Below are 25,154 nucleotides of genomic sequence, written 5' to 3'. Positions count from 1 at the left end.
CGTCTGCCAGGGTCAGCGTGCTGGGCGCACCTGCGGGTTCAGCTCGTCGGCCGCGCCATCGGGCTCAGCGTGCCGGGCGCGCCATCGGCGCATGCACGATGTCGTCCTCGAGAAAGTCGGCGCCGTCGCGCACGAACCCGAAGCGGCCGTACCAGCCCTCCAGGCGTGCCTGCGCATCGAGCCGCATCGCTCGCCCGCCGCCGGCTTCGACCGCCTGCTGCATCAGCACGCCCGCGTGCCCCTGCCCGCGCGCGGCGACTGCGGTGGCGACGCGTCCGATACGCCGAACGGAGTCGCCGTCGTCGAGAAGGCGCAGCGTCGCCGTCACCTCGCCGTCGACCTCGGCCCAGAACTGAACGGTGCCCTCTTCGAGGTCGCGCCCGTCGAGTTCCGGGTAGGCGCACTCCTGCTCGACCACGAAGACGTCGACCCGCAGCCGAAGGATCCGATACAGCACGACCGGATCGAGCTCAGCGGTGGGTGCGCGGTGATACGTGACGGTCATCCTCCGAGCGTACCGATCGCCCCTGCGCCCCGCTTTCGCCGCTGGGATTCGAGACTCCAGTAGGTGCGGGTCGCCGGGCACCGAACCCGCATCTACTGGAGTCTCGCTGACGGCCGGCGATCAGGCGTGCTCGGGGCGCACGGTCAGCGTCTGGATGCGCGGGGTGCCCTCGGGAGTGAGGCGGATCTCGACGCGAAGGGCGCCCCGGTCGCCAACGATCCGCCAGCGGAGGTGCGATGGCGCCTGCGACGATTCACCCGCGTCGGCGTCGACCGTGAGGCGGTCGGGGAGCGAGGCCGGCTCGAGCTCTCCGACCGCGGCGATCGCCTCGGCCCAGACGCGCCGCCGATGGGTGAAGGGGATGTCGAGCTCGACGTTGGGTGAGACGAGGGCCGGATCGAGGGGGGAGGCCCCGCGCACAGCGGCATCGACGGCCGCCTGCGCGACACGGGTCTCGGGCCACACCTCGGCCGCGGGCACGGCGCCCACCTCGCTGAGGAGGGCGTGCAGAGTCGCCGCCGCGGGCACCGACACCTGCGCGTAGGTGGCGTTCTCGAACGCGATGATTCCGATGCCGGATGCGGCGTGCCAGCGCATGTGCGCCGAGAAGCCCGGATACCCGCCCGAGTGCGACACGACCGGCCCGAGCCCGGGCACCTCCTCGACGAACAGCCCGAACCCATAGCCGGCGGGGCTGCCGGTGGAGGCCGACACCGACGGTACGAATCGCTGGAGCTGCTGCATCTCGCGTCGCGACGATCTCGAAAGGATGCCGTCGTGGTCTGCCGAGCTGACAAATCGTGCGGCGTCGTCGGCACTGGGATCGCGAACCGCACCGTCGAAGGCCGACGCCAGCCAGCGCGCCCACCGCGCAAGATCGGTCACCGTGCTGAAGAGGCCGCCGATCGACGAGAAGCCGCCCGGCCCGGAGAACGGCAGCGACTCCCATTCGTCGTCGAGCCGCCGGTGGCCGATCGCGAGCCGGGAGTTGTCGTCCGGTCGAACGAAACCGGTCGATGTGAGGCCGAGGGGTCGGAGGATCGTGTCGGTGACGACATCGCGGTAGGGGCGCCCGGCAACGACGCTGATGATGCGGCCGAGAAGGGCATAGCCGAGGTTGGAGTACGCGAAGGTCGTGCCGGGAATGCTGTCGAACCGGAGGCCCGTGCCGAGGAGCGCGTCGAGTTCGTCGTCGGTGATCGACTCCTGCCGGTCGCCCCAGGGGTCGTCGGTCGGGAAGCCCGCCGACATCGTCAGCAGCATCCGGATCGTCGGCACGGGGGAGTCAGCGGTCGGCAGACGAACCGCCTCGAACGCCGGGATGTAGCGCGTGATCGGGTCGTCGAGGCCCAGCTGCCCGGCGTCGCGTAGGGCCAGGACGACGGTCGCCGTGAAGCTCTTCGTGCACGACGCGATTCGGTAGATGGTGTCGGCGGTGGGCGAGGATCCGGCCACGGCCCCTGTCGACCCGGTGTGCACAAGGCCGCCCGGCGTGAAGACCCCGTACGACGCGCTCGGGGCCCGGGTCTCGGTGGACCGCTGCTCGAACAGCCGGTCGACGCCGCGGAGTGCTTCGTCGAAGGGGGTCACTTCAGCCCTGCCTTGGTTCGCATGTCGGCGTAGGCCGCAAGGGCCTGAGCTCGGCTGGCCTTGAGGTCGACCATCGGCTCGGGGTAGTCGTCGGTGCCGTATTCCGGCACCCACTGGCGGATGTACTCGCCGTGCTTGTCGAACTTGTCGGCCTGCAGCACGGGGTTGAACACGCGGAAGTACGGCGCAGCATCGGCTCCGGAGCCGGCGACCCACTGCCAGTTGCCGGGGTTGCTCGCCTCGTCGGCGTCGACCAGGCAATCCCAGAACCACTGCTCGCCGACCCGCCAGTCGATCAGGAGGTTCTTGATCAAGAAGCTCGCGGTCACCATACGCACGCGGTTGTGCATGACTCCCGACGACCACAGCTCGCGCATACCGGCGTCGACCAGGGGGATGCCCGTTTTGCCCTGCTGCCACGCCTCGACCTCACCGGGCTCGGGTGTCGCCCACTCGAACGCATCGAACTCGGGCCGGTAATTCGAGGTCGCGAGGTCGGGGTTCGCAAAGAGCACGGTGTAGTTGAACTCACGCCAGACGACCTCGCGGAGGAACCCGGCGGCCTGCGCACGCTGGGGGGCCGAGAGGTCGCCCCGCACCCGATGCCACACCTGGAACGGGCTGATCTCACCGAATCGCAGATACGGCGAAAGGTGGCTGGTGGTGTCGTCGGCGGGGAAGTCGCGATCGTTGTACTGCGCGAGATCGTCGCCGATGAAGCGCTCGAGAGCGGCGTGTGCCTCGTGCTCACCGGGCACCCAGCGGTCACGGAGCCCGGACGCCCAGTCGGGCTTCGTGGGCAGAAGACCCCAGGATCCGAGGTCGTCACTCTTCGGCTCCGGCTTCAGGCCGTCGAGCTGCTTCGGCGCCGGGTAGGGGTGCCGCGGCTCCGGTTGCTCCAGGCACGCGCGATAGAAGGGAGTGAAGACCTTGAACGGTGTGCCGGAACCAGTCTGGATCGTCCATGGTTCGAACATCAGGCTGCCCTGAAAGCTGTGGGCTTCGATGTCTTGCTCGTGAAGACCGCTCTTGATCGCGGTGTCGATCTCGCGAGCGGCTTTGCCGTACCGGCGGTTCCAGTAGACCGCGCCCGCTCCGATCTCGTCGACCAGATCGGGGATGACAGTGACGGCATCACCCGTGCGCAACGTCAGTGCCGCGCCGCGTTTCTCCAGGTCGTCGCCGAGGGCGGTGAGGCTCTGGTGCAGCCACCATCTCGAGGCGGCGCCGAGGGGACGAAGCCCGCGCGAGTCGTCTTCGAGCACGTAGACGACGACGATCGGCTCGCCGCGCTCGACTGCCTTGTGCAGTGCGGGGTTGTCGCCGATTCGTAGGTCGTCGCGCAACCAGACCAGGGTGGGAGAGCCCATTCAGCGACCCACCGTCGTCGTCGCGGCCGTGCCGGGATCGGAGGGCTCGTCGAGCACATCTGCCGCGTCGCCGGGGAGGCAGACCCGGTCTTCGTCGGGAGTCTCGGCGATCTTCGGCCCCTGGCGAAGCTTCGTGCAGAGCGCCTGGAGCTCCATCAGTTCGTCGTGGTCGAGGGTGCCCCCGACGCGTCGCGAAATAGCGTCGGCATGCCGCACTGCCGTCGAGCGGAACACGTCGGCGCCGATAGTCGTCAGGGCCACGATGATGCCGCGACCGTCGCCTGGATCGCTCTGCTTCTCGACGATGCCCTTGGCCGCTAGACGGTCGACCAGTCGACTGATGCTCGGCTGAGTAAGAAGCAGGTGCTGCGTGAGGTCTTTGATTCGCGCCCTGCGATCGGTTTGGTTCGACAGGTTGAAGAGCACGTCGTACTCGTTGAACGAGATCTCGCCGGTCGGAAAGCAGGCGGTCAGTTCACGCATGATCGTGACCTGGGCTCGGAACAGGGCCTCCCAGGCGCCGACAGCGAGTGCTTTGTCTCCCTTAGCGGGCGAAGTGCCTTTGGCGGGCGCAGTGCCTTTGGCGGGCGCAGGGCCCGTGGCGGGCGCAGCGCCCTTCGCGGGCGCAGTCCCCTTTGCGGGCGTGCTGCCGTCCGCGGGCACCGTGTCTGTCGGGGACGCCGTTGTCATGTACTGCTCCTTGCTGGCGAGAGCCACCAGTCTAGGGAGGAGTCGCTGACAGCGACCGGATCTTTCCACAGGCCTTAAGCGACCCCGGTTAACGGACTGAGGGTCGGTCTCAGAGGCTTGAGACCGACCCTCTCCCTTGCACCAAGAGTGTCCTGCAATCACATTCCACTGGAGCCGCCACAGCAAACGACTTCAGTGACATCAATCTATAACGGCTTGGTAACGGGGTCTAGTTACCGAATCGTTATTTTTCTGGGAATGGGCTTACAGGAGTGTTGCCGGGAGATGAACCGGGGTACGCACGGTGGGTCGATCGGGGGACGCCCGGATCCTGCGTTCTGTCCCGTCTGCAAATTCGAAGGAGATCCCGGCGCAGACCGGCCCCGATCGGCATCACTTCGGCGGCGGCCGCGGGTTTTTCCTTCAAATTTGCAGACAGCCGAAGGCCGCTCGGATGCCGGTCGCTCTGGCGGACGGCCGAGGCTTGCATGAGGCCTGCCAGTGCGACCGGCATCCGAGCAAGAGGGTTCAGAACACGTCGGGCGACGGAGTCGACGCCTGACGAATCGACACGTCGGCGTGACGGTCGAAGCGGTAGCCGACTCCGCGGACGGTGCGCACGATGTCTTCGAACGCCCCGAGCTTGGAGCGGAGGCGGCGCACGTGCACGTCGATGGTGCGCTCGTTCGGCACCTCGTCGTCGGTGGCCGACCACAGGCTCGAGATGAGCTCGGCCCGGTCGATGGTGCGGCCCTCCCGCAGCACGAGGTACTGCAGCAGCTCGAACTCTTTGTAGGTCAGGGGAGCGGCGTCCCCGTCGAGAAGAAGGCGCTTGCGCGAGATGTCGACGACCACGCCGCCTCGTGCGCCGGGCTCCTCGTCGATCTCGGTTCCACGGTGCTTCGCGAGTGCTGCGGGGTCGTGCAGGGCGAGACGGACGACGTCGACGTCGCGCCCGCCAGCTCCCTCGGGGGCCAGGGCGACGGCCGCGTGAGTTTCGGCGCTGGGCGCGAGCTGCTGGGTCAGGGCCTTCAGCTGCGAGACGATCTCGCCGAGGCTGGTACCGGCCTCGAGGGCCTTGAGCTCGTCGATGCCGACGTAGAGCACGAAGCCGCGGGCCTCGGTCCCGTCCGGGACGGCCCGAAGGCGAGGAGCCGAAGCCGGGGCCGGTGCTGGGGCCGCGGGTGCCGCTTCCGGAACAGCGCTGAGGTGGCGGGTGGGGGTGGTGTCGAGTGCGAGAGACATGGTGGGGGCGTCCTTGGACTGGAGAAGGATCCGTTCGTCCGCTGATGCACCCCCGTAAATTGCAAGGGCGTGCGGAGAAGGAACGTGATGCCTTCGTGTGTGTGCCGCGAGGCGTCCACGTCGAGCGGAATGAGGCTCAAGATCGTGGAGCGGGAGGGGATGCGCCGCCGGGTGGGCGGGTGTGCATCCGGAGTCAACCTCGCGAGCGGATGTGCTCGCATTGAGGGTGCGGGTCGTGAGGCAGCTGTATCAGGCCTACGAACCCACGGAGACTCGGCGGGTCGACTGTCTTGTGAGACTTACAGGCGATTAAGCGTGCATTCGACAACACATAACTGCGGTCGGCATCATCATGCCGAGGTGCGCCAGGTGACCTCGGGAGGTCTGCGACTTCGAGAAGGCGCCTGCCTCTCGGGTGATCGGGGCGTACGCGTGTGCAGTCATACGGCGATTGTTTCGCAGTGCGACGGCGCGTGTCAACCGCGCCGCGCTGCGAAGGGACCAAGGATTCGGGCTAACCGCCGCTCAGGCGAGGCCGTAGAGCCGATCGCCCGCGTCGCCGAGCCCCGGCACGATGTATCCGTTCTCGTTCAGCTTCTCGTCGACCGCGCCGAGCACGATCGTCACTTCGCGGCCGTGCATGGCCTTCTCGACGGCGGCCAGGCCTTCCGGCGACGCCAGGATGCACACGGCGGTCACGTCGACGGCCCCGCGGTCGAGCAGGAAGTCGATGGCCGCGATGAGGGATCCGCCGGTGGCGAGCATCGGGTCGAGCACGAAGCACTGGCGGTTCGACAGATCGTCAGGCAGGCGCTCGGCGTAGGTGGCCGGCTGCAGGGTCTCTTCGTCGCGCACCATGCCGAGGAACCCGACCTCCGCCGATGGGATCAGCTTCATCATGCCCTCGAGCATGCCGAGCCCGGCGCGCAGGATCGGCACGATGAGCGGACGCGGCTTCGAAATGGCCAGCCCCTTGGCGGGGCCGACCGGGGTGGTGATGTCGATCGTCTCGGTGCGGACGTTCCGTGTGGCCTCGTAGGCCAGCAGTGTGACGAGCTCTTCGGTGAGGGCTCGGAACGTCGGCGACTTGGTCTCCCGGTCGCGCAGCACGGTCAGTTTGTGGGTGATGAGGGGGTGGTCTGCCACGTGCACTCGCATAGGCTCGAGGCTAGCGGAGTCGACGAGCGGAGGTGTCCATGACCGCTCTTCCCGAGCAGTTCGGCGCCTGGATGGCCGGAGCCCTCGACGAAGCCGCCCGCTGTGCCGAGTCAGGCGACGTGCCGGTGGGCGCGATCGTCGTCGATGCCGACGGTCGTGTGATCGGGCGAGGTCACAACGAGCGAGAAAAACTGCAGGATCCGACGGCCCACGCCGAGGTCACCGCCCTTCGTGCCGCCTCGGCCGCCACCGGCGACTGGCACCTCACCGGGTGCACCCTCGTGGTGACCCTGGAGCCCTGCCCGATGTGCGCCGGGGCGATCCTTGCCGCGCGCGTGCCGCGCGTGGTCTTCGGGGCGTGGGACGACAAGGCCGGTGCCGCGGGCAGCCTCTACGACGTGCTCCGAGACCGGCGGCTGCCGTTCCGCTCCGAGGTCTACGCCGGTGTGCGCGAGCACGAGTGCGCCGCTCTGCTGCTCGACTTCTTCGCGACCCGTCGCTGACCTGCTCCGAGGCACCGCTTTTCGGTAGCAACACCGTCGATGAGCGGTGTTCGCCCCGAAAGGTGGTGTCGATCGCGACCCGTCGAGCTCAGTCGGCGGCGCGGATCACGATCGCGTCGGTCGGAGGAGCGACGGCGTTGGGCTCTGCCCACACGTCGGGCTCGATGTAGATGACGCGGGCCACCGGGACGGCGGCGCGGATCCTGGTCTCGATCGCATTGATCGCTGCCGCCACATCAGAGAGCAGCATTCGCCCGCCGAGGGCTACCTTCACGCCGACGAGCAGCTCGTCCGGGCCGAGGTAGAGGGTCTTCATGTGGATGATCGTCTCGACCTCGGGGCCGGTCGTGATCGCCGAACGGATCGATGCGACGTCGGTCGCCGACGCGCCCTCGCCGACGAGCAGGCTCTTCGTCTCGATGCCGAGGATGATCGCCACGAGGATGAGCAGCGCGCCGATGAGCACGGTGCCAAGGGCGTCGAACAGGCTGTTGCCGGTAGCCGCCGTCAGGCTGACGCCGAGCGCAGCGAAGATGAGACCGGTGAGGGCTGCGGTGTCTTCGAGAAGGAGAACCGGAAGCTCGGGAGCCTTGGCCCGACGGATGAACTGGAACCAGCCTTGGTTGCCCTTGTGCGGGCGGGCCTCACGAAGGGCTGTGCGCAGCGAGAAGCTCTCGAGGAGGATCGCGATGCCGAGCACGACGAGCGGCAGCCACACGTTCTCGAGCTCGTGCGGGTGCTGCAGCTTCTCGATGCCTTCGTAGAGCGAGAAGACACCGCCGACCGAGAACAGGATGATCGACACGACGAAGGCGTAGACGTAGCGCTCGCGGCCGTAGCCGAAGGGGTGCTCCTCGTCGGCGGCGCGCTTCGAGCGACGTCCGCCCAGCAGGAGGAGGAGCTGGTTGGCGGAGTCGGCGATCGAGTGGATGCCCTCGGCGAGCATCGAGGCCGATCCGGAGAAGGCCCAGGCGATCAGCTTGACGACGGCGATGCCGAGGTTGGCGCCGAGTGCGGCGAAGATCGCCTTCGTGCCGTGGCCGCCACCGTGGCCGGCCCCGGATTCGGTGATCGCGGATCCTGATTCGCTCGCCATGGCTGTCTCGTTCCTTGTGCGCCCCGGGCCGCTGTCGCCCCTGTCGGTCTCGCCAATCCTAGGATGGGTCGCATGACGACGACTCTCCCCGCCACAGCGATTCTCGGAGCCGGTTCGATGGGTGGCGCGATCCTCGCCGGGCTCGTGCGGCCGGAGGTGACCGTCGAGGGCGGGCTCCGCGTCACCAACCGCACGGAGGCGAAGGCGGCGCCGCTTCGACACGGGGGAGTGCTGTCGCTCGCCACCGAGACGGATCCGTCGGCCAACGCGTCGGCGGTGACAGGGGCGAAGCTCGTTCTCATCGGCGTGAAGCCCTACATGGTGCTCGACCTGCTGCGCGAGATGGCGCCGGTCCTCGAGCGGGGCACGATCGTCGTGAGCCTCGCCGCCGGCATCACCATTGCCGCGATGGAGGCCGTCCTCCCTGACCACGTCGTCGTGCTCCGCTCGATGCCCAACACTCCCGCGGTCGTCGGACTGGGCGTGACCGGCCTCGCGGGCGGCAGCCGGTCGAGCGACGCCGACCTCGCACTCGCACGAAGCCTTTTCGCCTGTGTCGGCGAGGTCGTCACCATCCCCGAAGACAAGATCGATGCCCTGTCGACGATCTCGGGATCGGGGCCCGCCTACGTCTTCTACCTCATCGAAGAGCTGACCCGCGCAGCTGTCGACCTCGGCTTCACCGACCATCAGGCATCGGTGATGGTTCAGGGCACCTTCCGGGGGGCGTCCGAGTTGCTCGCTCACGACGTCACGCCGCCCGAGGAGCTCCGCCGCCGCGTCACCAGCCCGAACGGCACGACCGAGAAGGCGGTCGAGGTGCTCCAGGCGGGCGGCCTCAGAGACCTCTTCGACCGGGCGACGGCGGCGGCACTCGCCCGCGCGAAAGAGATCGCGGCCGAATAACCGCGCGACCGCCACCTGACAGTGGGTCGGCGAATCAGCGGGAGCGAAGGATCCGCGGAGCCCCGCTCACCTCAGCTCTCGAGCGCGCTGAACCGCTCGAGATCCGACTCGGTGCCGCTGACGATGATGAGGTCGTGATCGCCGACCACCGTGTCGGGGCGCGCCTCCATGAAGGCACCGCCGGGGCCCTTGACCCCGACGATCGTCACGCCGAACTTCGGCAGCACCTTGCACGAACCCAGGGTCTGCCCGCGCACCGATTTCGGCGGATACATCTTCACGATCGCGAACTCGTCGTCGAACTCGATGTAGTCGAGCATGCGGCCCGAGACGAGGTGCGCGACGCGCTCGCCGGCCTCCGCCTCCGGGTAGATGACGTGGGTGGCCCCGATGCGGGTCAGGATCTTGCCGTGTGAGGTCGAGATGGCCTTCGCCCAGATCTGCGGGATACCGAGATCGACGAGGTTCGCCGTTATCAGCACGCTCGCTTCGATCGACGAGCCGACGCCCACCACCGCGATCGAGAAGTCGGTCGCACCGATCTGACGCAGGGCGTCGATGTCGCGGGCGTCCGCCTGCACCGCGTGCGTGACCCGGTCAGCCCACTTTTGCACGAGCGAGATGCTCGTGTCGACGACCAGCACGTCGCGATCCTGGCGCTCCAACTGGCCCGCGGTCGCGGCGCCGAAGCGTCCGAGTCCGATCACGAGGACGGGTGCGTCGTGCGAGATCCGCTCAACCAACGATGGGCCTTTCTTCGGGGCGGGTGAAGAGCTGTCGACGCTGACTGTTGGCCAGGGCGACGGCGAGCGTCACTGTACCAACGCGCCCCATCCACATCGTGACCGCGAGCACGTACTTGGCGGCGTCCGGCAGGTTGTCGGTGAGACCGACCGAGAGTCCGCAGGTTGCGAACGCCGAGATCACCTCGAAGAGCACTTCGGAGAGGCTCGCCTTGGTGATCTGCAGGATGACGACGGTCGCGACGGCGACGATGGTGGCGCCCCAGAGCGCCACGCTGACGGAGAGCCGGAGGACGTCGGAGGGAATCCTGCGCCCGAAGACCTCGATGCTCCGGTTGCCGCGAGCCTCGGCGACGGCGGCGAGGAACAGCACGGCGAGCGTCGTCACCTTGAGGCCACCGGCCGTCGAGGCGGAGCCTCCGCCGATGAACATGAGCATGTCGGTGACGATCAGGCTCGAGTCGTGCAGGTCGGAGATGTCGATGGTCGAGAACCCGCCCGACCGCGTCATCGTGCTCAAGAACAGCGATTGGAAGATCGTCGTACCGGCGTCTTTGCTGCCGAACGTCAGCGGGTTGTCGAACTCGAGCACGATGTAGACGATCGTGCCGAGCACGAGCAGGATCAGCGTGGTGACGAGCGTCAGCTTGACGTGCAGCGACCAGCGCCTCGGATGCAGCGGGTTGCGGGTGATCGCATAGATGACAGGAAACCCGATGCTGCCGAGGAAGACGGCCACCATCAGCAGCCCGAGAAAGTAGAAGTCGTCTTGGAAAGCCGACAGGCCCGCCTCGTTCGGCACGAATCCGGTGTTCGTGAACGCCATCGCCGCGTAGTAAAAGCTGTCGAGTATCGCCGTGCCGACGGGGATCCCGTCGACCAGCATGCGCGGAATGAGCAGCAGACCGATCACGAACTCGATCGCGAGAGCGCTGATGGCGACCGTGGTGAGCAGCCCGCCGACCTCGCCGAGCCGCACCGCCTGCCCCTCGGGCACCGGGCCCGCGTGACCGCGGAGAGGATTCGAGTCGCTCGCCGCGAGAAGCTTCGAGCGGAGCCCGAGTCGACGCGAGACGACGAGGCCGAGGATCGAAGCCACCGTCAGCACGCCGATCGCACCGATCTGCACGCCGACGAAGATCACGACGTGCCCGAAGGGCGACCAGTGCGTCGCCATGTCGACCGTGGCCAGTCCGGTGACGCAGATGACCGATACCGCGGTGAAGAGCGAGTCGGCGATCGGCGTCACCTCACCCGACGTCGAGGTGATCGGCAGCATGAAGATGGCCGTGAACAACAGGATGAGCGTGGTGAAGATGAGGATCGCGAACCGAGCGGGCGACTTTCGGCTGACGTCGTCGACGCCCTCGCGGAACGCCTCCCAGGGGGTGCGCGACGGGCGGAGCGCCTTGGCCGAACCTCGCGAGAACGAGCCTCCGGCGGGCTGCGTCGACCCCGGATTCGTCGACGGCGGTGCTGTCGCCACCTGGCCTCCCACCCCGCCGAATTCACCCGAAAACCGTCATGGTACTCCCGGCCCCGCATCGATAGCCTGAGCAGCATGGCCGACATCTTCGCTGTGATCGCCGACCCGACTCGTCGTGAGCTGCTCCGAGTTCTCCGAGGGGAGCCGCTGGCGGCAGACCCTCTTCGTGAGCTTTCTCTGCGAGGCGACCCGAAGGATCCTGCGCTCCGCCCCCTCCCCGGCGCCGCGGGGCAACCCGGCCCCGCGACCGAACTCGGCCCCGCTGTCGAGCACAGCGTCGGCGAGCTGGTCGTCGCGCTCGGCCTCAGCCAGCCCACCGTGTCGAAGCATTTGCGCGTGCTCCGCCTCGCCGGCCTCGTGCACGTGCGCGAAGACGGTCAGCACCGCTACTACAGCCTCGACAGCAGGCCGCTCGAACGGGTCGACGCCTGGCTCGCGCCGTTCCTGCCCGAGGTCGACTTCGCCGCGGTCGTGCCGCTGCGCTCGGGCGTGGTCGGCGTGCCGGCGCCCCTCCGTCGGGCTGCCCAGAACCTCCCGGATGTCGGCGACGTAGGAGCGACCCTGGGGCGCGCTGTCGCCGGGGCGCGGAGCCGGATCCTCGACCCCGCCAAGAAGCGTCTCGGGCACCGCGAATAGGGGTGACGCTGCGGCTGGACAGCGAGTCACATGCGCCTCTAAGGTAGCCACGGGGCACACGAGAAACACTCAGGCGGCCCCGAGTCGCCGATCGCTCCCGCCGGGGGCGAGCCTCTCCGGGGCAGTCGGCCCGAAACCTTAGGCAGGAACATGTCGGACGACCTGACGGACGTGCGTTTTCTCACGGTGGCCGAAGTGGCTGACATGATGCGCGTGTCGAAAATGACCGTCTATCGGATGGTCCATTCCGGCGACCTGCCCGCCATTCGCTTCGGTCGCTCGTTCCGAGTGCCCGAGACGGCTGTCGCTGCCGTGCTTCGCGGTGGCATTCGCGACGTCGGCTGATCGGCCGTCTGTTCGCTCCGATGGCTCGGTTCGTTTTTCGCTGGCCTGGCGAGTAGACTGACGCGAAGTATTTTTCCGCGGTTCTTGCAAATGGGGCCCGGTACTGCACGGTCTTTGAATCCCAAAGGTCCCGTTTCAAGAAATCTGTGAGGTCCCCTATGGGTTCTGTTATCAAGAAACGCCGCAAGCGCATGGCGAAGAAGAAGCACCGCAAACTGCTTCGTAAGACTCGTCACCAGCGTCGCAACAAGAAGTAGAGCGCTGAGCACGCCTTAGAGCTTCGCTATTCGGCCGTCACCCTCGGGTGACGGCCGTTTTGCGTGCCGGGCTCGGGTGCGTGCCATCTCCGCCCCGTGGTCGCATGGGCCGCGAGCCCCTTGCCGAGTGCCGCCTAATGCCTTCCGTGCCGGCCTCGCGCGTGCATTGGGCGGCACTCGGTGATCCGGGCTCGGCGCTCGGGCTCGGGGCACGTGCCGGGCTCGGCGGTACGCTGGGGGAGTGCCCGTACCCCACGTCACTCTGCTCACGAAGCCCGGCTGTCATCTCTGCGATGACGCCCGCCAGGCGCTCGAGGCCGTTCTCGACGAGGTCGAGTTCCGTGGGGCCCGCGACTACGACGAACTGTCGATCCTCGACGATCCGTCATTAGCCGAGGAGTACGCCGAAGAAATTCCCGTCGTGCTGATCGACGGCCGCGTCCACACCATCTGGCGGGTCGACCCCGAGCGGCTCCGTACCGCTCTCCGTGCCGCCGCACCCTCGTCTTCGTCTCCGGCGAACGGAAAGGCCGATTCATGAGTGTCAAGCACATCGTCATCTGGAGCATCGCCGCAACCAACGAGACGGAAAAGGCCGAGGCGATCGCGCGTATCACGTCGGCGCTCACCGGCTTGGTCGGGCGCATCGGGTCGATCCGGTCGCTGACCGTCGGGCTCAACGGTGCCTACCCCGACAAGAACGGCGACCTCGCGGTCGTCGCCGATTTCGACGACTTCGAGGGGCTCGACGAATATCAGAACCACCCCGACCACCTCGAGGTGGCCGCGCTCGTGCGCTCCCTCGTGTCGGGTCGGGCCGCGATCGACTACGAGTACTGAGCGGCGCCGGCCGCTGAGGTGCTGGCCGCTGAGCGGCGCCGGCCGCTGACGGCGCCGGCCCCGTTCCGAGATCGCACTTGGCGTCGGGTGCAGGCGACCTCTTCTGCGATCTCGGCGCCGGTTCAGCGCGGCGCGACCCGCGAGGTGGCCTGAACTACCGGCCGCGGGCTAATTTCACGGAGATCCGACCATCTCGTGGCCCTGGGCCGCCGCGCGCGCCGCGGCACGCCAACCGAGAGGACGCAAAACGCCCTCCGCGCCGAAGCGTGAGGGCGTTTTGTGCACTCTCGGCGAACGAGCCGCCAGCGACCTACGGCTCGAGCCGCGTCGGCCCGCGGAACAGGAACGTCGTCTCTCGCAGGTTCGGCAGGTGCAGCATCAGCATGAGCACGCGCGCGAGACCCATGCCGAAGCCACCGTGCGAGGGCACGCCGTAGCGGAAGAAGTCGAGGTAGCCCGACAGCTCTTCGGGCTCGAGGCCCTTGGAGCGTGCCTGCTCTTCGAGCACGTCGATGCGGTGCTCGCGCTGGGCTCCCGTCGAGATTTCGGTGCCGTTGAAGATGAGGTCGTAGCTGTTGGTGAGCGACGCATCGCCCTCGTGCCGCATGTGATAGAACGGCCGGATGCTCGAGGCGTAGTCGGTGAGGAAGACGAACTCGTGCCCGTACGTCTCTTTCACGTAGGCCGCGATCTGACGTTCGCCCTCGGGGTCCATGTCGTCGTCGGCGCGGGGCACCTCGTAGCCGCGGGAGGCCACGATCTCTTTGGCCTCGGCGAGCGGGATGCGCGGGAACGGCACGGTCGGCACGACCAGGTCGATGTCGAACAGCTCCTTGATCGCGGCGCCGTGCTTGTCGGCGACAGCCTGGAAGCCAGCGACCATGAGCTCTTCGTGCAGCTTCATGACGTCTTCGTGCGACTCGATCCAGCTGACCTCGGCGTCGATGGAGGTGAACTCGGTCGCGTGGCGGCTGGTGAACGACGGGTCGGCGCGGAACGCGGGCCCGACCTCGAAGATTTTGCCGAAACCGGCCGACTGCGCCATCTGCTTGAAGAACTGGGGGCTCTGCGAGAGGAACGCGCTGCCCTCGAAGTACTCGACGCGGAACAACTCGGCCTTCGACTCGCTCGCCGAGGCCATGAGCTTCGGGGTCTGCACCTCGACGAAGTCGTGCTCGACCCAGTAGGTGCGAAGCGCGTGGAGGAAGGTTGTCTGGATCTTGAAGATCAGGGCGTTCTTCGGCACGCGAAGGTCGACAAAGCGCCAGTCCATGCGCTTGTCGATGCCCGAGTCGTCGGCGATCGGGGTCTCGGGGATCGCGAGGGCGGCCACGTCGAGACCGTCGAGCTTGACCTCGACCCCGCCGAGCTTGACGCGCTCGTCGTGCTTCAGCTCGCCGGTGGCCGTGAGGAAGGTGCCCTGCGAGAGCGAGGAGATGGTCTCCGAGACGGCGGTGGCGATGGCCGCGCCCTCGTCGTCGAACGAGCGGGGCGACACCAGCTGAACGGCGCCGGACTCATCGCGAAGGACGACGAACTGCACCTTCTTCTGATCGCGGACCGTCTCGACCCATCCGGACACCGACACGGGCCCGTCGGAGGAGGCAGCAAGGTCTTTGATAAGGGTGCGTTCAGTCACGAGCCCTGAGTTTACGGTAGGGCTGACTCTCTCGACGCCGAGCAAGGTCCTCCCTGTGGAAAACCCTGGTGGGAGGTGTGACGAGTCGCGCAATCTACACTGGATGCCGTGCCCGCGAACCAGATCCACCTCGTCCGTCATGGCGAGGTGTTCAACCCCGACGGCGTCCTCTACGGGCGCATCGAGGGGTTCGGGCTCTCCGAGCTCGGTCATCGAATGGCCGAGACCAGTGCCGAGGCGCTGAAGGCGGCGGGCGCCCCGGTCGCGGCGATCATCGCCAGCCCCCTGCAGCGCACGCAAGAGTCAGCGGCACCGTGGGCTCGGCTCTTCGACCGTGAGATCCAGACCGACGAGTGCCTTATCGAGCCGACGAACAAATTCGAGGGGCGGGCGGGCGGCTTCACGAAGGCCCTCACGCGTCCGAGCGAGTGGCCCTGGATCGCGAATCCGCTCAAGCCCAGCTGGGGTGAGGCCTATGTGAGCATCGCCGCTCGCATGCTGGCGGCCGTCGACACTGCCTGGCGCAGTGTCGACTCTGGCGACATCGTTCTCGTCAGCCACCAGCTGCCCATCTGGATGGTCCACCGAAGCCTTGCCGGCCAGAGACTCTTCCACGACCCTCGCCATCGCCGGTGCACCCTGTCGAGCATCACGACGCTCGAGCACCGCGACGACGCGTTCGTCGAGGTGCGCTACCGCGAGCCGGCCGCCGCCCTGCAGACTTCCGCCCTCGATTCTGGAGCCGTGTGATTCCGAAACGCCCCTCGACCCTCGTCCGTCTCTCCGTGGTGGCTGCGGCTCTCGCCCTCGCCCTGACCGGCTGCACTGCTGCGACCTCGCTGCAGCAGCAGTGGAAGACGGGCGACACCAAGAACTACATCTCGGGCGACGGCACGATCACCGAGATCGAGCCCGCCGACCGCAAGCAACCCGTCGAGTTCACTGCCACGACCGACGAAGACGCCTCGATCTCGCGCTCGACCTACGAGGGCAAGGTCGTCGTGCTCAACTTCTGGTACGCCTCGTGCCCGCCGTGCCGGGTCGAGGCCCCCGACCTCGAGTCGCTCAGCAAGAAGTACGCCGATCAGGGCGTGCAGTTCATCGGCGTCAACGTGCGCGACGAGAAAGACACCGCTCGCGCCTTCGCCCGATCCTTCAAGATGACCTACCCGTCCGTCGTCGACTCGGGCAACGCCACGGTGCAGCTCGCGCTGGCCGGAGCCCGGGGCAGTGCCAACGCCACGCCCACGACGATCGTCCTCGACAAGAAGGGGCGTGTCGCGTCGAGCATCCTCGGCGAGGCCGACAAGGGCGTCTTGAACACCCTGATCAGCGACACGCTCGCAGAGAAGAACTAGGTGTATCAGGGCAACCCCTTCTTCGAGGCGGTCACGAGCGGCCAGCTGCTGGTGGCGCTTCCCGTGGCCGTACTCGCGGGCATCATCTCGTTCGTGTCGCCGTGCGTGCTCCCGCTCGTGCCCGGCTACCTCGGCTACATCGGGGGTCTGCAGAGCGGAGCGCAGGATCCCACGGGTCGCCGAAAAGACCGTGGCCGTCTCGTGCTCGGGGTCGTCCTCTTCGTGCTGGGTTTCACGCTGGTGTTCGTGGCGTTCAACACCGCGGCGGGTGTACTCGGATTCTGGTTTCTCGAGTGGCGGAACGTGATCACCCGGATCCTTGGTGTGGTCGTGATCCTCATGGGGCTCGTCTTCATCGGCAACTTCCCGTTCTTCCAGCGCACCGCGAAGCTCCAGATCAGCCCGAAGGTGGGCCTGGCGGGCGCGCCGTTGCTCGGTGTCGTTTTCGGCCTCGGCTGGAGCCCCTGCCTCGGCCCGACGCTCACGGCCATCACGGCTCTGTCGCTCAATTCCGGGTCGGCCGGGCAAGGGTTTCTGCTGGGGCTCTTCTACTGCCTGGGCCTCGGGCTCCCGTTCCTTTTCGTCGCGCTCGGCCTCGGCTGGATGACGCGCACGATCGCATTCGTCAAAAGGCACGTTCGTGCCGTCAACCTTGTGGGAGGCACCCTTCTCGTGGTCATCGGAGTTCTCATGGTCGCCGGGGTCTGGAGTGACCTCATGTCGCGCCTCGGGGTGGTGATCTCCAGCTATGGCACGGTCGTCTGATTCGAATGGGCCGGTCGAGCCCGCGGAGCCCCAGGTCGACGGCATCTCCGACCGCACCGACGAGCGGGCCGACCCGCTCCGGCCGAGCGACCACATCGACTCCGTCGAGCAGGTCGACTCCGACTCCGGCATCACGCAGCCGAAGCTCGGGTTCGTCGGCTATCTCCGTTTCTTCTGGCGACAGCTCACGAGCATGCGCACGGCGCTGCTCCTCCTCATGCTGCTCGCCCTGGCGGCCGTGCCGGGTTCGCTGGTGCCGCAGACGTCGTCCGACCCCAACGGCGTTGTTCAGTACAAGACCGACCATCCGCAGCTGTACCCGATCCTCGACAAGCTCGGGCTGTTCTCGACGTTCACGACCCCATGGTTCTCGGCCGTCTACCTGCTGCTGTTCATCTCGCTCGTCGGCTGCATCATCCCGCGCGTGAAGCACCACCTCGAGGCTCTCCGCTCCGCGCCTCCGAAGACTCCGGCGCGGTTGTCGCGCTTGGCCGGATTCCAGACGCACCAGGCTCCGACTGTCACCGGCGACGCGGCACCCGTCTCGGCCGAGATCGCCGTCGCCACGGCCCGCCAGCACCTTCGCCGCGCCGGCTACCGCACCCGCGTCTACGGCGACTCGGTCAGCGCCGAGCGCGGTTACCTGCGTGAGACCGGAAACCTGGTCTTCCACACGGCCCTGCTCGGAGTGCTCGTCACGGTCGGTATCGGCGGGGGCTTCGGCTACACCGGTCAACGCGTGGTCGTCGAGGGGCAGACGTTCTCGAACGTCCTGGGCTCGTACGACTCGTTCAACCCGGGCCGTTTCTTCTCCGACGCTCAGCTCAAGCCGTTCAACATCGCGATCAACAAATTCACCGTCAAGTACGAAGACAAGATCATCGACGCGATCGGTACGCCGACCGACTACACGACCTACGTCACGACCTCGCAGCCCGGCCAGGCGAGCAAGAAGACGACGATCAAGGTGAACGACCCCCTCTCTATCGGCGGATCGAACGTCTACCTGCTCGGCAACGGCTACGCGGTCGACGTGACGGTGCGCGACGGCGAGGGCAACATCGCCCTGAAAGACACGATCCCGTTCCTTCCGCAGGATTCCAACCTGACCTCGCTCGGTGTCATCAAAGTGCCGGACGCCAAGCCGACGCAGCTCGGAATGATCGGCTTCTTCTACCCGAGCGCCACCAAGCTCTCGAGTGGGGCGTTGGCCTCGAACTACCCGGACGACATCAACCCCAAGCTCACGCTCAGCGTCTATGCGGGCGACCTCGGTCTCGACGACGGGGTTCCGCGCTCGGTCTACGAACTCGACACGGTCGGGCTCAAGCCGATTGCCGCGACGGGCAGCAACGCCGTCGAGAAACCGCTCACCCTCGAGCCCGGCCAGACGGTCAAGCTCCCGAACGGCCTGGGCTCGGTGCAGTTCAACGACGTCAAGCGGTTCGTGTCTCTCGACATCCACCACGACCCCACGCAGATCTACGTGCTCGTCTTCGCGATCCTCATCGTCCTCGGCCTGCTGACCGGGCTGTTCGTGCCGCGTCGGCGCGTCTGGGTCAAGGCCGTGCAGGGCGACGACGGGCTCCGAATCGAATACGCGGGTCTCGCCCGCGGAGAAGACCCGACTCTCGAGAGAGCAGTCGACGATCTCGCCAAGAAACATCTGGCCGCACTCACCCCGAAGACGGCCTCGGATCGACGTAAGGTGTCATCGTGACGTCAGCAGAATTCTCGACCCTGTGCCTCTACGCGGCCTACTCGGCGATCGCGATCTACGTGATCGCGTTCATCGCGTTCGCACTCGACCTCGCCAAGCGTTCCGGCGACGCGCAGATCGCCGCGACGGCGGCACTCAAGGCACAGTCGCGTCAGTCGGCACTGGCCGGCGCTAGCGCGAGCGCAGGATCCACCGGCAGCGCCGGGGGCACCCTCCTCCTCGAGCGCACCGACGTCACCGAGCCCGGCGAGACGGCCCGCCGCTCGTCGAAGTTCGAGCGCATCGGCATCTCGATGATGGTGCTCGGGCTCGCTGTTCACATCGCCTCCGTCGTCTTCCGCGGTCTCGCCGCGGGTCGTGTGCCGTGGGCCAACATGTTCGAGTTCGGCCTCACCGGCACCGCTCTCATCGTCGGTGTCTTCCTGCTGGTCAACCTCGTCGTCGACCTTCGCTACCTGGGTGCCTACGTCATGGGCCTCAACCTGATCCTGCTGGGCGTCGCGGTCGTCAACTTTTACGTGACGGTCAGCCCACTCGTGCCGGCCCTGCAGTCGTACTGGCTCGTCATCCACGTGTTCGTCGCGTGTCTCGGCACGGCGTTCTTCGCCATCGCCGGTGGGCTCTCAGCGGCTCAGATCATCCAGGAGCGTCGCGAGGCTTCGAAAAACGCCGGCATCAAGCTGTTCGACACCCTCCCCGGGGCCGAGCGCCTCGAAGACCTGGCCTACCGCATCGCCCTCGTCGGCTTCGTGCTCTGGACCTTCACGCTCATCGCCGGCGCCGTCTGGGCCGAGAAGGCGTGGGGCCGATACTGGGGCTGGGACACCAAAGAGGTCTGGACCTTCATCATCTGGGTCATCTACGCGGGCTACATCCACGCCCGGGCTACTCGTGGCTGGCGCGGCGCTCGGTCGTCGTGGCTGTCGCTGGTCGGCTTCGCCGCGGTGATGTTCAACTTCTCGATCGTGAACCTGTTCTTCAAGGGTCTACACGCCTACTCCGGGCTGTAGACCGAAGCCCCAGCGATCGGCAGAGGCCCACTCGATCGGCACAGACCCGCTCGATCGGCACAGGCCCACTCGATCGGCACAGACCCGCACAGTCGGCAGAAACACCGCTCCTAGGGCAGGTGTTTGTGCCGACTGGGCGGGTTTAGTGCGCTTCGAGCACCTCGTACGCCGCCCGCACCCGGTCGAGCCACCACTCTCGGCGCTCGACCGGAGCGGCGGAGGCCCGCAGCAGGTCGACGTTGACGTCGACCCGTCGCACGTCGATGCCGCCGCTCTCCGGCAGCAGCGGCTCACGCGAGACGTCGGCGGTGAGCATGGCCGCGGTGCCGAGCCCGCAGTCGTGGTCGAGCGTCGGTACGGCTGCGGCGAGGTACGCCCCCATCGACAGCCCGACCGACGTGTCGATCGCACTCGAGACGACGACGGGCAACCCGGCTTCCTCGACGATGCGCGACGCCGCGGTCACACCACCCAGCGGCTGAGCCTTGATCACGAGCAGGTCGGCGGCGCCGGCGCGAGCGACCGCGAGCGGGTCGGCAGCTTTGCGCACGCTCTCGTCGGCGGCGACCGGAACGCCCGTTGCCGCGGCACGCACGGCGGCCAGCTCGGCGACGGTTCCACATGGCTGCTCCACGTACTCCAGGTCGAATGGCGCGAGAGCCTCCAAGGCGCGGAGCGTCTCGTCCACCGTCCAGTGCATGTTGGCGTCGACGCGCACGCGCCCACCGGGCCCGACGAACTCGCGGGCTGCTGCAACCCGTGCGATGTCGTCGGCGAGGGTCTGGCCGGGTTCGGCCACTTTGACCTTGACGGTGCGGCAGCCGGGGTAGCGGGCGAGGATCGAGGGCACTAGGTCGGCCGCGACGGCGGGGAGAGTGGCGTTGACCGGGATCCTCGTCCGCAGTGGTTCAGGCAGGTGGCCCCAGCCGAAGTCGACGGTCGCGGCGAGCCACGACGAGGCCTCGTTGGCGTCGTACTCGACGAACGGGCTGAACTCGGTCCAGCCGTTCGGGCCCTCGACGAGAAGCGCCTCGCGCACGTCGACCCCGCGAAAGCGATTGCGGAGCGGCAGGGCGACCACGAAGGCGTCGCGCGTGAGGTCGCGGAGCGGGGGCAGCGGCGGAGGGGAGGGGAGCATGCCCCGAGTCTTCCACTCGGCCCCGGTCGATAGGCTGGCGGCATGAGCGACACCGTCTCCGACCTGTTCGATCCGACCGAGTGGCGAGAGGCGCCGGGAGCGGGTGAGCTCACCGACATCACGTACCACCACGACGTGAATGGCCAGGTCGCGCGCATCGCGTTCGACCGCCCCGAGGTGCGCAACGCCTTCCGTCCGCACACGGTCGACGAGCTCTACCGCGCTCTCGACGACGCGCGCATGAACCCGAAGATCGGCGTCGTGCTGCTCACGGGCAACGGCCCCAGTGCGAAAGACGGCGGCTGGGCGTTCTGCTCGGGCGGAGACCAGAGGATCCGGGGGCGAGACGGTTACAAATATGAAGGTGATGAGGCCCTCAAACCCGACCCCGCCCGCAACGGCCGCCTGCACATCCTCGAGGTGCAGCGGCTCATGCGAACCATGCCGAAGGTCGTCATCGCTGTCGTTCCCGGCTGGGCCGCGGGCGGTGGCCACTCGCTGCACGCCGTCGCCGACCTGACCATCGCCAGCCGCGAGCACGGCCGGTTCAAGCAGACCGACGCCGACGTCGGCTCGTTCGACGGCGGCTACGGCAGCGCCTACTACGCCCGGCAGATCGGCCAGAAGTTGGCCCGTGAGGTGTTCTTCCTGGCCCAGGAGTACTCGGCTCAGCGTGCCTACGAGATGGGGGCTGTCAATGCCGTCGTCGATCACAAAGACCTCGAGGTCGAGGCTCTGCGTTGGGCCCGGATCATCATGGGCAAGTCGCCGACGGCGATCCGTATGCTGAAGTTCTCATTCAACGCAGTCGACGACGGCATGGTCGGCCAGCAGGTGTTCGCCGGCGAGGCGACGAGGTTGGCGTACGGCACCGACGAGGCGGTCGAAGGGCGCGACGCGTTCCTCGAGAAGCGCTCGCCCGACTGGTCGCCCTACCCCTGGCAGTTCTGACGTGAGCGCGGTTGCGCTGTGACGCACGAGCTCCGGGCGATCGACGCGCGCTCACCGCAGGCAGTGATGGTCGCGCTGCGTGCTGCGCTGTCGGGCGGACCGGCGATCAACCCCCGCATCGACGACTCCTGGCCGGTCGACCTTCCGGCGGAGGTCGAGAAGCGCGTCGCGGTCGTCATCGAGACGAGCGGCTCCACCGGGCAGGCGAAGCGTGTCGCCCTGTCGGCCGGTGCCCTGCTCTCCGGAGCCGCGGCGGCCGATGCGGCCCTGAGTGGCCCAGGGCAGTGGGTGCTGGCTCTGCCGGGACACTACGTCGCGGGGCTCAACGTGCTGGTCCGGTCGATCGCCGCCGAAACCGAGCCGGCGCTGCTGCCGGTGGGGCACTTCGATCCGCAGGCGTTCCTCGACGCGGCGGCGAGGCTCACTCACGCGGCCCGGTACACGTCGCTGGTGCCCGCTCAGCTCGGCCGTGTGCTCGATCTCGCCGAGGCCGATCGGGCGGGCCAGCGGATCCTCGGCCGCTTCGACGCGGTCCTCGTCGGTGGTCAGGCCACGCCCGCGGCGCTGCTGTCCCGTGCCGAGAAGGCCGGTGTGCGGGTCGTGCGCACCTACGGGTCGAGCGAGACCAGTGGCGGTTGTGTCTACGACGGCGTTCCGGTCGGCCAGACGCTGGCCGCGGTGGTCGACGGCCAGCTCGAGCTCTCGGGGCCGACCCTCGCCGAGTACTACCTGCGCGATCCCGCTCGCACCGAGGCCGCCTTCGTCGAGCGCGAGGGGCGGCGGTGGTATCGCACCGGAGACGCAGGATCCGTCGGCCCCGACGGCAGGGTCACTGTGATCGGCCGACTCGACGACGTGATCATCTCGGGCGGCGAGAAGGTCTCGCTCGGCGTGGTCGAGCGCGCCGTCCGCGAGCTGCCGGGGTTCGCAGACGCAGTCGTGGTCAGGGCGCCATCGGAGCGCTGGGGCGAGGTGCCCGTCGTGGTCGCGGTCGCGCCGCCGATCGACCTCGGTGCTCTTCGCGCAGCCGTGACCTCGGTCGTGGGCCGATCGGCTGCACCCGACCGTCTCGTCGTCGTCGACTCCATTCCGCTGCTGCCGAGTGGCAAACCCGACCGTGCACAGCTGGCGCGTCTCGCATGAGATAGGTGACATAATGCATACCCACTGAGCTGATCGAGCGCGAGGGGGATGGCATGCACCAGAGAGCGATGCGGCACGACATCACCGGCCTCCGTGCGCTCGCCATCGTCCCGGTCGTCGCCTTCCACGCCGGAGTGCCCGGGTTCTCCGGCGGCTTCGTGGGAGTCGACGTCTTCTTCGTCATCTCTGGCTTTCTCATCACGGGGCAGCTCCTCCGCGAGCTCGAGACGACCGGCCGCCTCCACCTCGGCCGCTTCTGGGCCAAGCGCCTCCGCCGCCTCGTCCCCGCGGCCGCGCTGATGATCGTCTTGACCCTGCCCCTGGCGCTGCTCTTTCTCCCGCCGGTCGACTGGCTGTCGATCGGCAAGCAGGCGGGTGCGGCGCTGCTCTTCGTGTCGAACTTCTTCTTCGCCCGTCAGTCAGACGACTACTTCACCCACGACCTGATGGTGCCGCAGCCCTACCTCCACACCTGGTCACTGAGCGTCGAAGAGCAGTTCTACCTCGTGTGGCCCGTGCTGCTCCTCGCCGTGGTGAGCGTGGCCGTGCGGGCCGGGTGTCGGCCACGAGTGGCTCTCGCGGCGGTGTTCGGGGTCGTCGGGGCCGGATCCTTTGCCCTGTCGGCTTTTGCGACGCCCTCCCACCCGCAAGCGGCCTTCTATCTGCTGCCCACCCGCGCCTGGGAGTTCGCGCTCGCCGGCCTGCTCGCACTCGTTCCCGTCGGCCTGATCGGGTCGGGCGTGGTTCGCGCGGTCTGCGGCGGCGCCGGGGTGCTCGGCCTCGTGGCGATCGTTGTCGGGCTGCCGTCTGATACTCCCTACCCGGGTGTGGCCGCGATTCTTCCCGTCGCGGCCACACTGCTGGTGATCGTTGGCGGTCTCGGTCCGCCCTCGCGCTCGACGGCACTGCCCACGCGGGTGCTCGAGGCGCGACCGCTCCGTTTTCTCGGCACGGTGTCGTACTCCTGGTATCTCTGGCATTGGCCGCTCATCGTTCTCCTGCCCGTGGCCCTGCGCTCCGAATCGCCCTGGATTCCCATCGCCGCGGGCCTTCTCGCTCTCGTCGTCGGCGCTTCGGCCTATGCCTTCTTCGAGAACCCGGTCCGGTTCGCTCCGCCTCTCGCCCGCTCGGCGCGGCTCTCGTTCGTCGCAGCCGGCGCCTTCGTGCTGGTGGCCGGCGTCTTTTCGGGCGCCACCTGGTTTCAAGGGCGGTCGGCCGCTGAGGCGTCAGAGCAAGTCGCCGCGGGTTCGTCGGTTGAACTGCCGTCCGACGCGTGCCTCTCGACAGAGAAATCGGCATCGGGGGTTCCGCTCTGCATCCTCGGCGATGTGACGAGCTCGACCGTCGTGGTCGTCGTCGGCGACTCCCACGCCGGCCATTTCGAGGCGGCTCTCGGCGAGGCGGCCCGGCGCGAGAAGATCCGCCTCGTCTACCGCTGGCAGAGCGCCTGCCCGGCGATCGACGTGACGACGGTCATGACCACCGGCAAGGCGCCCGCGGGGTGTCAGGCGTTTCGCGACGAAACGGCGCGCGTGCTTGCTGACCTGCACCCGACGGCGGTCGTGATCTCGCAGGCCGAGGCCTACCTCGGTCGGATTCGCTCGACGGAGGGCGCGGTGCTCTCCGAGTCCGCGCAGAAGAAGGTCTGGGTAGACGCCTACGAGAAGTGGATCGACCAGACGTCGAGATCGACCGGCGAGATCGCGGCGATCCGTGACAATCCCCGACTTCACTACGACCCCGGTGCGTGCCTGGCGGCGCCGGGCGGCTCGGCACGCTCCTGCGCCTCGCCCCGCGACGAGGCGCTCGACCAGATCGCGCCCCTGCAGGCGCTCTCGGCGCGAGTTCAGGCGCAGCACGGCGTCGCGCCGATCTTCACCACGACCGACCGCCTCTGCGACTACGACGAGTGCAAGGTCGAGGTCGATGGCGTGAAGGTCTACCGCGACTACAACCACCTCGCGCCGCAGTACACCGCGACGCTCGGGCCCGCGCTCGGCCTCTTTCTGCGCGAGGCTGTCGACCGGGCCGAGGCTCGGGCGGCGTCGGGCGGCTGACTC

At 67.8% G+C, this 25,154-nt stretch carries 26 protein-coding genes; 15 read left to right on the top strand and 11 right to left on the bottom strand.

What is annotated here, in order from left to right; genetic code table 11:
- Window positions 1–64 precede the first annotated feature (64 nt).
- The 6 genes from VH571_RS00630 to upp form a co-directional block, all read right to left on the bottom strand.
- On the bottom strand, window positions 65–505 hold the full coding sequence (locus VH571_RS00630) for a GNAT family N-acetyltransferase (protein ID WP_423262827.1): 441 nt from the start codon (window positions 503–505) through the stop codon (window positions 65–67).
- A gap of 120 nt (window positions 506–625) precedes the next feature.
- Window positions 626–2,095, bottom strand: coding sequence for a serine hydrolase domain-containing protein (locus VH571_RS00625; protein WP_423262826.1), 1,470 nt, complete (start codon window positions 2,093–2,095; stop codon window positions 626–628).
- Complete coding sequence (locus VH571_RS00620) at window positions 2,092–3,465, bottom strand: cryptochrome/photolyase family protein (protein WP_423262825.1); 1,374 nt, start codon at window positions 3,463–3,465, stop codon at window positions 2,092–2,094. Before VH571_RS00620 ends, VH571_RS00625 begins: the two co-directional genes overlap by 4 nt.
- Window positions 3,466–4,155 (bottom strand): MarR family winged helix-turn-helix transcriptional regulator, encoded by a 690-nt coding sequence (locus VH571_RS00615; protein WP_423262824.1) that lies wholly within the window; start codon window positions 4,153–4,155, stop codon window positions 3,466–3,468.
- Window positions 4,156–4,683: 528 nt separating this feature from the next.
- Window positions 4,684–5,400, bottom strand: coding sequence for a winged helix-turn-helix domain-containing protein (locus tag VH571_RS00610; protein WP_423262823.1), 717 nt, complete (start codon window positions 5,398–5,400; stop codon window positions 4,684–4,686).
- 525 nt (window positions 5,401–5,925) lie between these two features.
- Window positions 5,926–6,558 (bottom strand): uracil phosphoribosyltransferase, encoded by a 633-nt coding sequence (upp, locus tag VH571_RS00605; RefSeq protein ID WP_055959705.1) that lies wholly within the window; start codon window positions 6,556–6,558, stop codon window positions 5,926–5,928.
- Between the two features lie 71 nt (window positions 6,559–6,629).
- Here upp and VH571_RS00600 point away from each other — a divergent pair, with 71 nt between their 5' ends.
- Window positions 6,630–7,061, top strand: coding sequence for a nucleoside deaminase (locus VH571_RS00600; RefSeq protein WP_423263368.1), 432 nt, complete (start codon window positions 6,630–6,632; stop codon window positions 7,059–7,061).
- A gap of 88 nt (window positions 7,062–7,149) precedes the next feature.
- Here VH571_RS00600 and VH571_RS00595 read toward each other — a convergent pair whose 3' ends face one another.
- Complete coding sequence (locus tag VH571_RS00595; protein ID WP_423262822.1) at window positions 7,150–8,157, bottom strand: cation diffusion facilitator family transporter; 1,008 nt, start codon at window positions 8,155–8,157, stop codon at window positions 7,150–7,152.
- Between the two features lie 72 nt (window positions 8,158–8,229).
- Here VH571_RS00595 and proC point away from each other — a divergent pair, with 72 nt between their 5' ends.
- Complete coding sequence (proC, locus tag VH571_RS00590; RefSeq protein WP_423262821.1) at window positions 8,230–9,063, top strand: pyrroline-5-carboxylate reductase; 834 nt, start codon at window positions 8,230–8,232, stop codon at window positions 9,061–9,063.
- Window positions 9,064–9,134: 71 nt separating this feature from the next.
- On the opposite strand, the gene VH571_RS00585 is transcribed toward proC, so the two are convergent.
- Both VH571_RS00585 and VH571_RS00580 read right to left on the bottom strand, forming a co-directional pair.
- Window positions 9,135–9,806 carry a potassium channel family protein gene (locus VH571_RS00585; protein ID WP_194603582.1) on the bottom strand — a complete coding sequence of 224 codons (672 nt, stop codon included), beginning with the start codon at window positions 9,804–9,806 and terminating at the stop codon, window positions 9,135–9,137.
- Entirely contained in the window at window positions 9,799–11,292 is a 1,494-nt protein-coding gene (locus VH571_RS00580; RefSeq protein ID WP_423262820.1) for a TrkH family potassium uptake protein, read from the bottom strand. Before VH571_RS00580 ends, VH571_RS00585 begins: the two co-directional genes overlap by 8 nt.
- 75 nt (window positions 11,293–11,367) lie before the next feature.
- On the opposite strand from VH571_RS00580, the gene VH571_RS00575 reads away from it, so the two are divergent.
- The 5 genes from VH571_RS00575 to VH571_RS00555 all read left to right on the top strand — a co-directional run bounded on the left by VH571_RS00575 (window position 11,368) and on the right by VH571_RS00555 (window position 13,370).
- On the top strand, window positions 11,368–11,928 hold the full coding sequence (locus VH571_RS00575; RefSeq protein ID WP_423262819.1) for an ArsR/SmtB family transcription factor: 561 nt from the start codon (window positions 11,368–11,370) through the stop codon (window positions 11,926–11,928).
- Between the two features lie 150 nt (window positions 11,929–12,078).
- Complete coding sequence (locus VH571_RS00570; RefSeq protein ID WP_423262818.1) at window positions 12,079–12,273, top strand: helix-turn-helix domain-containing protein; 195 nt, start codon at window positions 12,079–12,081, stop codon at window positions 12,271–12,273.
- 158 nt (window positions 12,274–12,431) lie between these two features.
- Window positions 12,432–12,530 (top strand): 30S ribosomal protein bS22, encoded by a 99-nt coding sequence (locus VH571_RS00565; protein WP_003792170.1) that lies wholly within the window; start codon window positions 12,432–12,434, stop codon window positions 12,528–12,530.
- A 241-nt stretch (window positions 12,531–12,771) separates the two neighbouring features.
- Window positions 12,772–13,071 (top strand): glutaredoxin family protein, encoded by a 300-nt coding sequence (locus VH571_RS00560; RefSeq protein WP_423262817.1) that lies wholly within the window; start codon window positions 12,772–12,774, stop codon window positions 13,069–13,071.
- Window positions 13,068–13,370, top strand: coding sequence for a Dabb family protein (locus tag VH571_RS00555; RefSeq protein ID WP_423262816.1), 303 nt, complete (start codon window positions 13,068–13,070; stop codon window positions 13,368–13,370). Before VH571_RS00560 ends, VH571_RS00555 begins: the two co-directional genes overlap by 4 nt.
- Before the next feature lie 310 nt (window positions 13,371–13,680).
- On the opposite strand, the gene aspS is transcribed toward VH571_RS00555, so the two are convergent.
- Entirely contained in the window at window positions 13,681–15,009 is a 1,329-nt protein-coding gene (aspS, locus tag VH571_RS00550; protein WP_423262815.1) for an aspartate--tRNA(Asn) ligase, read from the bottom strand.
- Between the two features lie 108 nt (window positions 15,010–15,117).
- On the opposite strand from aspS, the gene VH571_RS00545 reads away from it, so the two are divergent.
- Genes VH571_RS00545 through ccsB form a run of 5 tightly spaced genes read left to right on the top strand, consistent with a single transcriptional unit; the run spans window position 15,118 to window position 19,862 of the window.
- A complete protein-coding gene (locus tag VH571_RS00545; RefSeq protein WP_423262814.1) occupies window positions 15,118–15,759 on the top strand; it encodes a histidine phosphatase family protein in 642 nt (213 codons plus the stop codon).
- Window positions 15,756–16,367, top strand: coding sequence for a TlpA family protein disulfide reductase (locus VH571_RS00540; protein ID WP_423262813.1), 612 nt, complete (start codon window positions 15,756–15,758; stop codon window positions 16,365–16,367). The genes VH571_RS00545 and VH571_RS00540 overlap by 4 nt, the downstream gene beginning before the upstream one ends.
- Window positions 16,368–17,132, top strand: coding sequence for a cytochrome c biogenesis CcdA family protein (locus VH571_RS00535; protein ID WP_055959687.1), 765 nt, complete (start codon window positions 16,368–16,370; stop codon window positions 17,130–17,132).
- Window positions 17,116–18,852: a cytochrome c biogenesis protein ResB gene (resB, locus tag VH571_RS00530; protein ID WP_423262812.1), complete on the top strand. Its 1,737-nt coding sequence runs from the start codon at window positions 17,116–17,118 to the stop codon at window positions 18,850–18,852. The genes VH571_RS00535 and resB overlap by 17 nt, the downstream gene beginning before the upstream one ends.
- Entirely contained in the window at window positions 18,849–19,862 is a 1,014-nt protein-coding gene (gene ccsB / locus VH571_RS00525; protein WP_055959685.1) for a c-type cytochrome biogenesis protein CcsB, read from the top strand. Before resB ends, ccsB begins: the two co-directional genes overlap by 4 nt.
- Window positions 19,863–20,004: 142 nt before the next feature.
- Here ccsB and VH571_RS00520 read toward each other — a convergent pair whose 3' ends face one another.
- Complete coding sequence (locus tag VH571_RS00520; protein WP_423262811.1) at window positions 20,005–21,000, bottom strand: o-succinylbenzoate synthase; 996 nt, start codon at window positions 20,998–21,000, stop codon at window positions 20,005–20,007.
- Window positions 21,001–21,042: 42 nt separating this feature from the next.
- Here VH571_RS00520 and VH571_RS00515 point away from each other — a divergent pair, with 42 nt between their 5' ends.
- The 3 genes from VH571_RS00515 to VH571_RS00505 are packed head-to-tail and all read left to right on the top strand — an operon-like array spanning window position 21,043 to window position 25,151.
- Window positions 21,043–21,951, top strand: coding sequence for a 1,4-dihydroxy-2-naphthoyl-CoA synthase (locus VH571_RS00515; protein ID WP_055959681.1), 909 nt, complete (start codon window positions 21,043–21,045; stop codon window positions 21,949–21,951).
- Window positions 21,952–21,969: 18 nt separating this feature from the next.
- The gene (locus VH571_RS00510; protein WP_423262810.1) at window positions 21,970–23,094 is read left to right on the top strand and encodes an AMP-binding protein; all 1,125 of its coding nucleotides are present in this window, start codon (window positions 21,970–21,972) and stop codon (window positions 23,092–23,094) included.
- A 53-nt stretch (window positions 23,095–23,147) separates the two neighbouring features.
- Window positions 23,148–25,151 carry an acyltransferase family protein gene (locus VH571_RS00505; RefSeq protein ID WP_423262809.1) on the top strand — a complete coding sequence of 668 codons (2,004 nt, stop codon included), beginning with the start codon at window positions 23,148–23,150 and terminating at the stop codon, window positions 25,149–25,151.
- Window positions 25,152–25,154: the final 3 nt, after the last annotated feature.

The sequence above is a fragment of the Frondihabitans sp. 4ASC-45 genome (genome assembly GCF_049472575.1).
Lineage (GTDB): Bacteria > Actinomycetota > Actinomycetes > Actinomycetales > Microbacteriaceae > Frondihabitans.
Note: the sequence above shows the minus strand (reverse complement) of the source record. Positions and strands in the feature narration are given on the sequence as shown.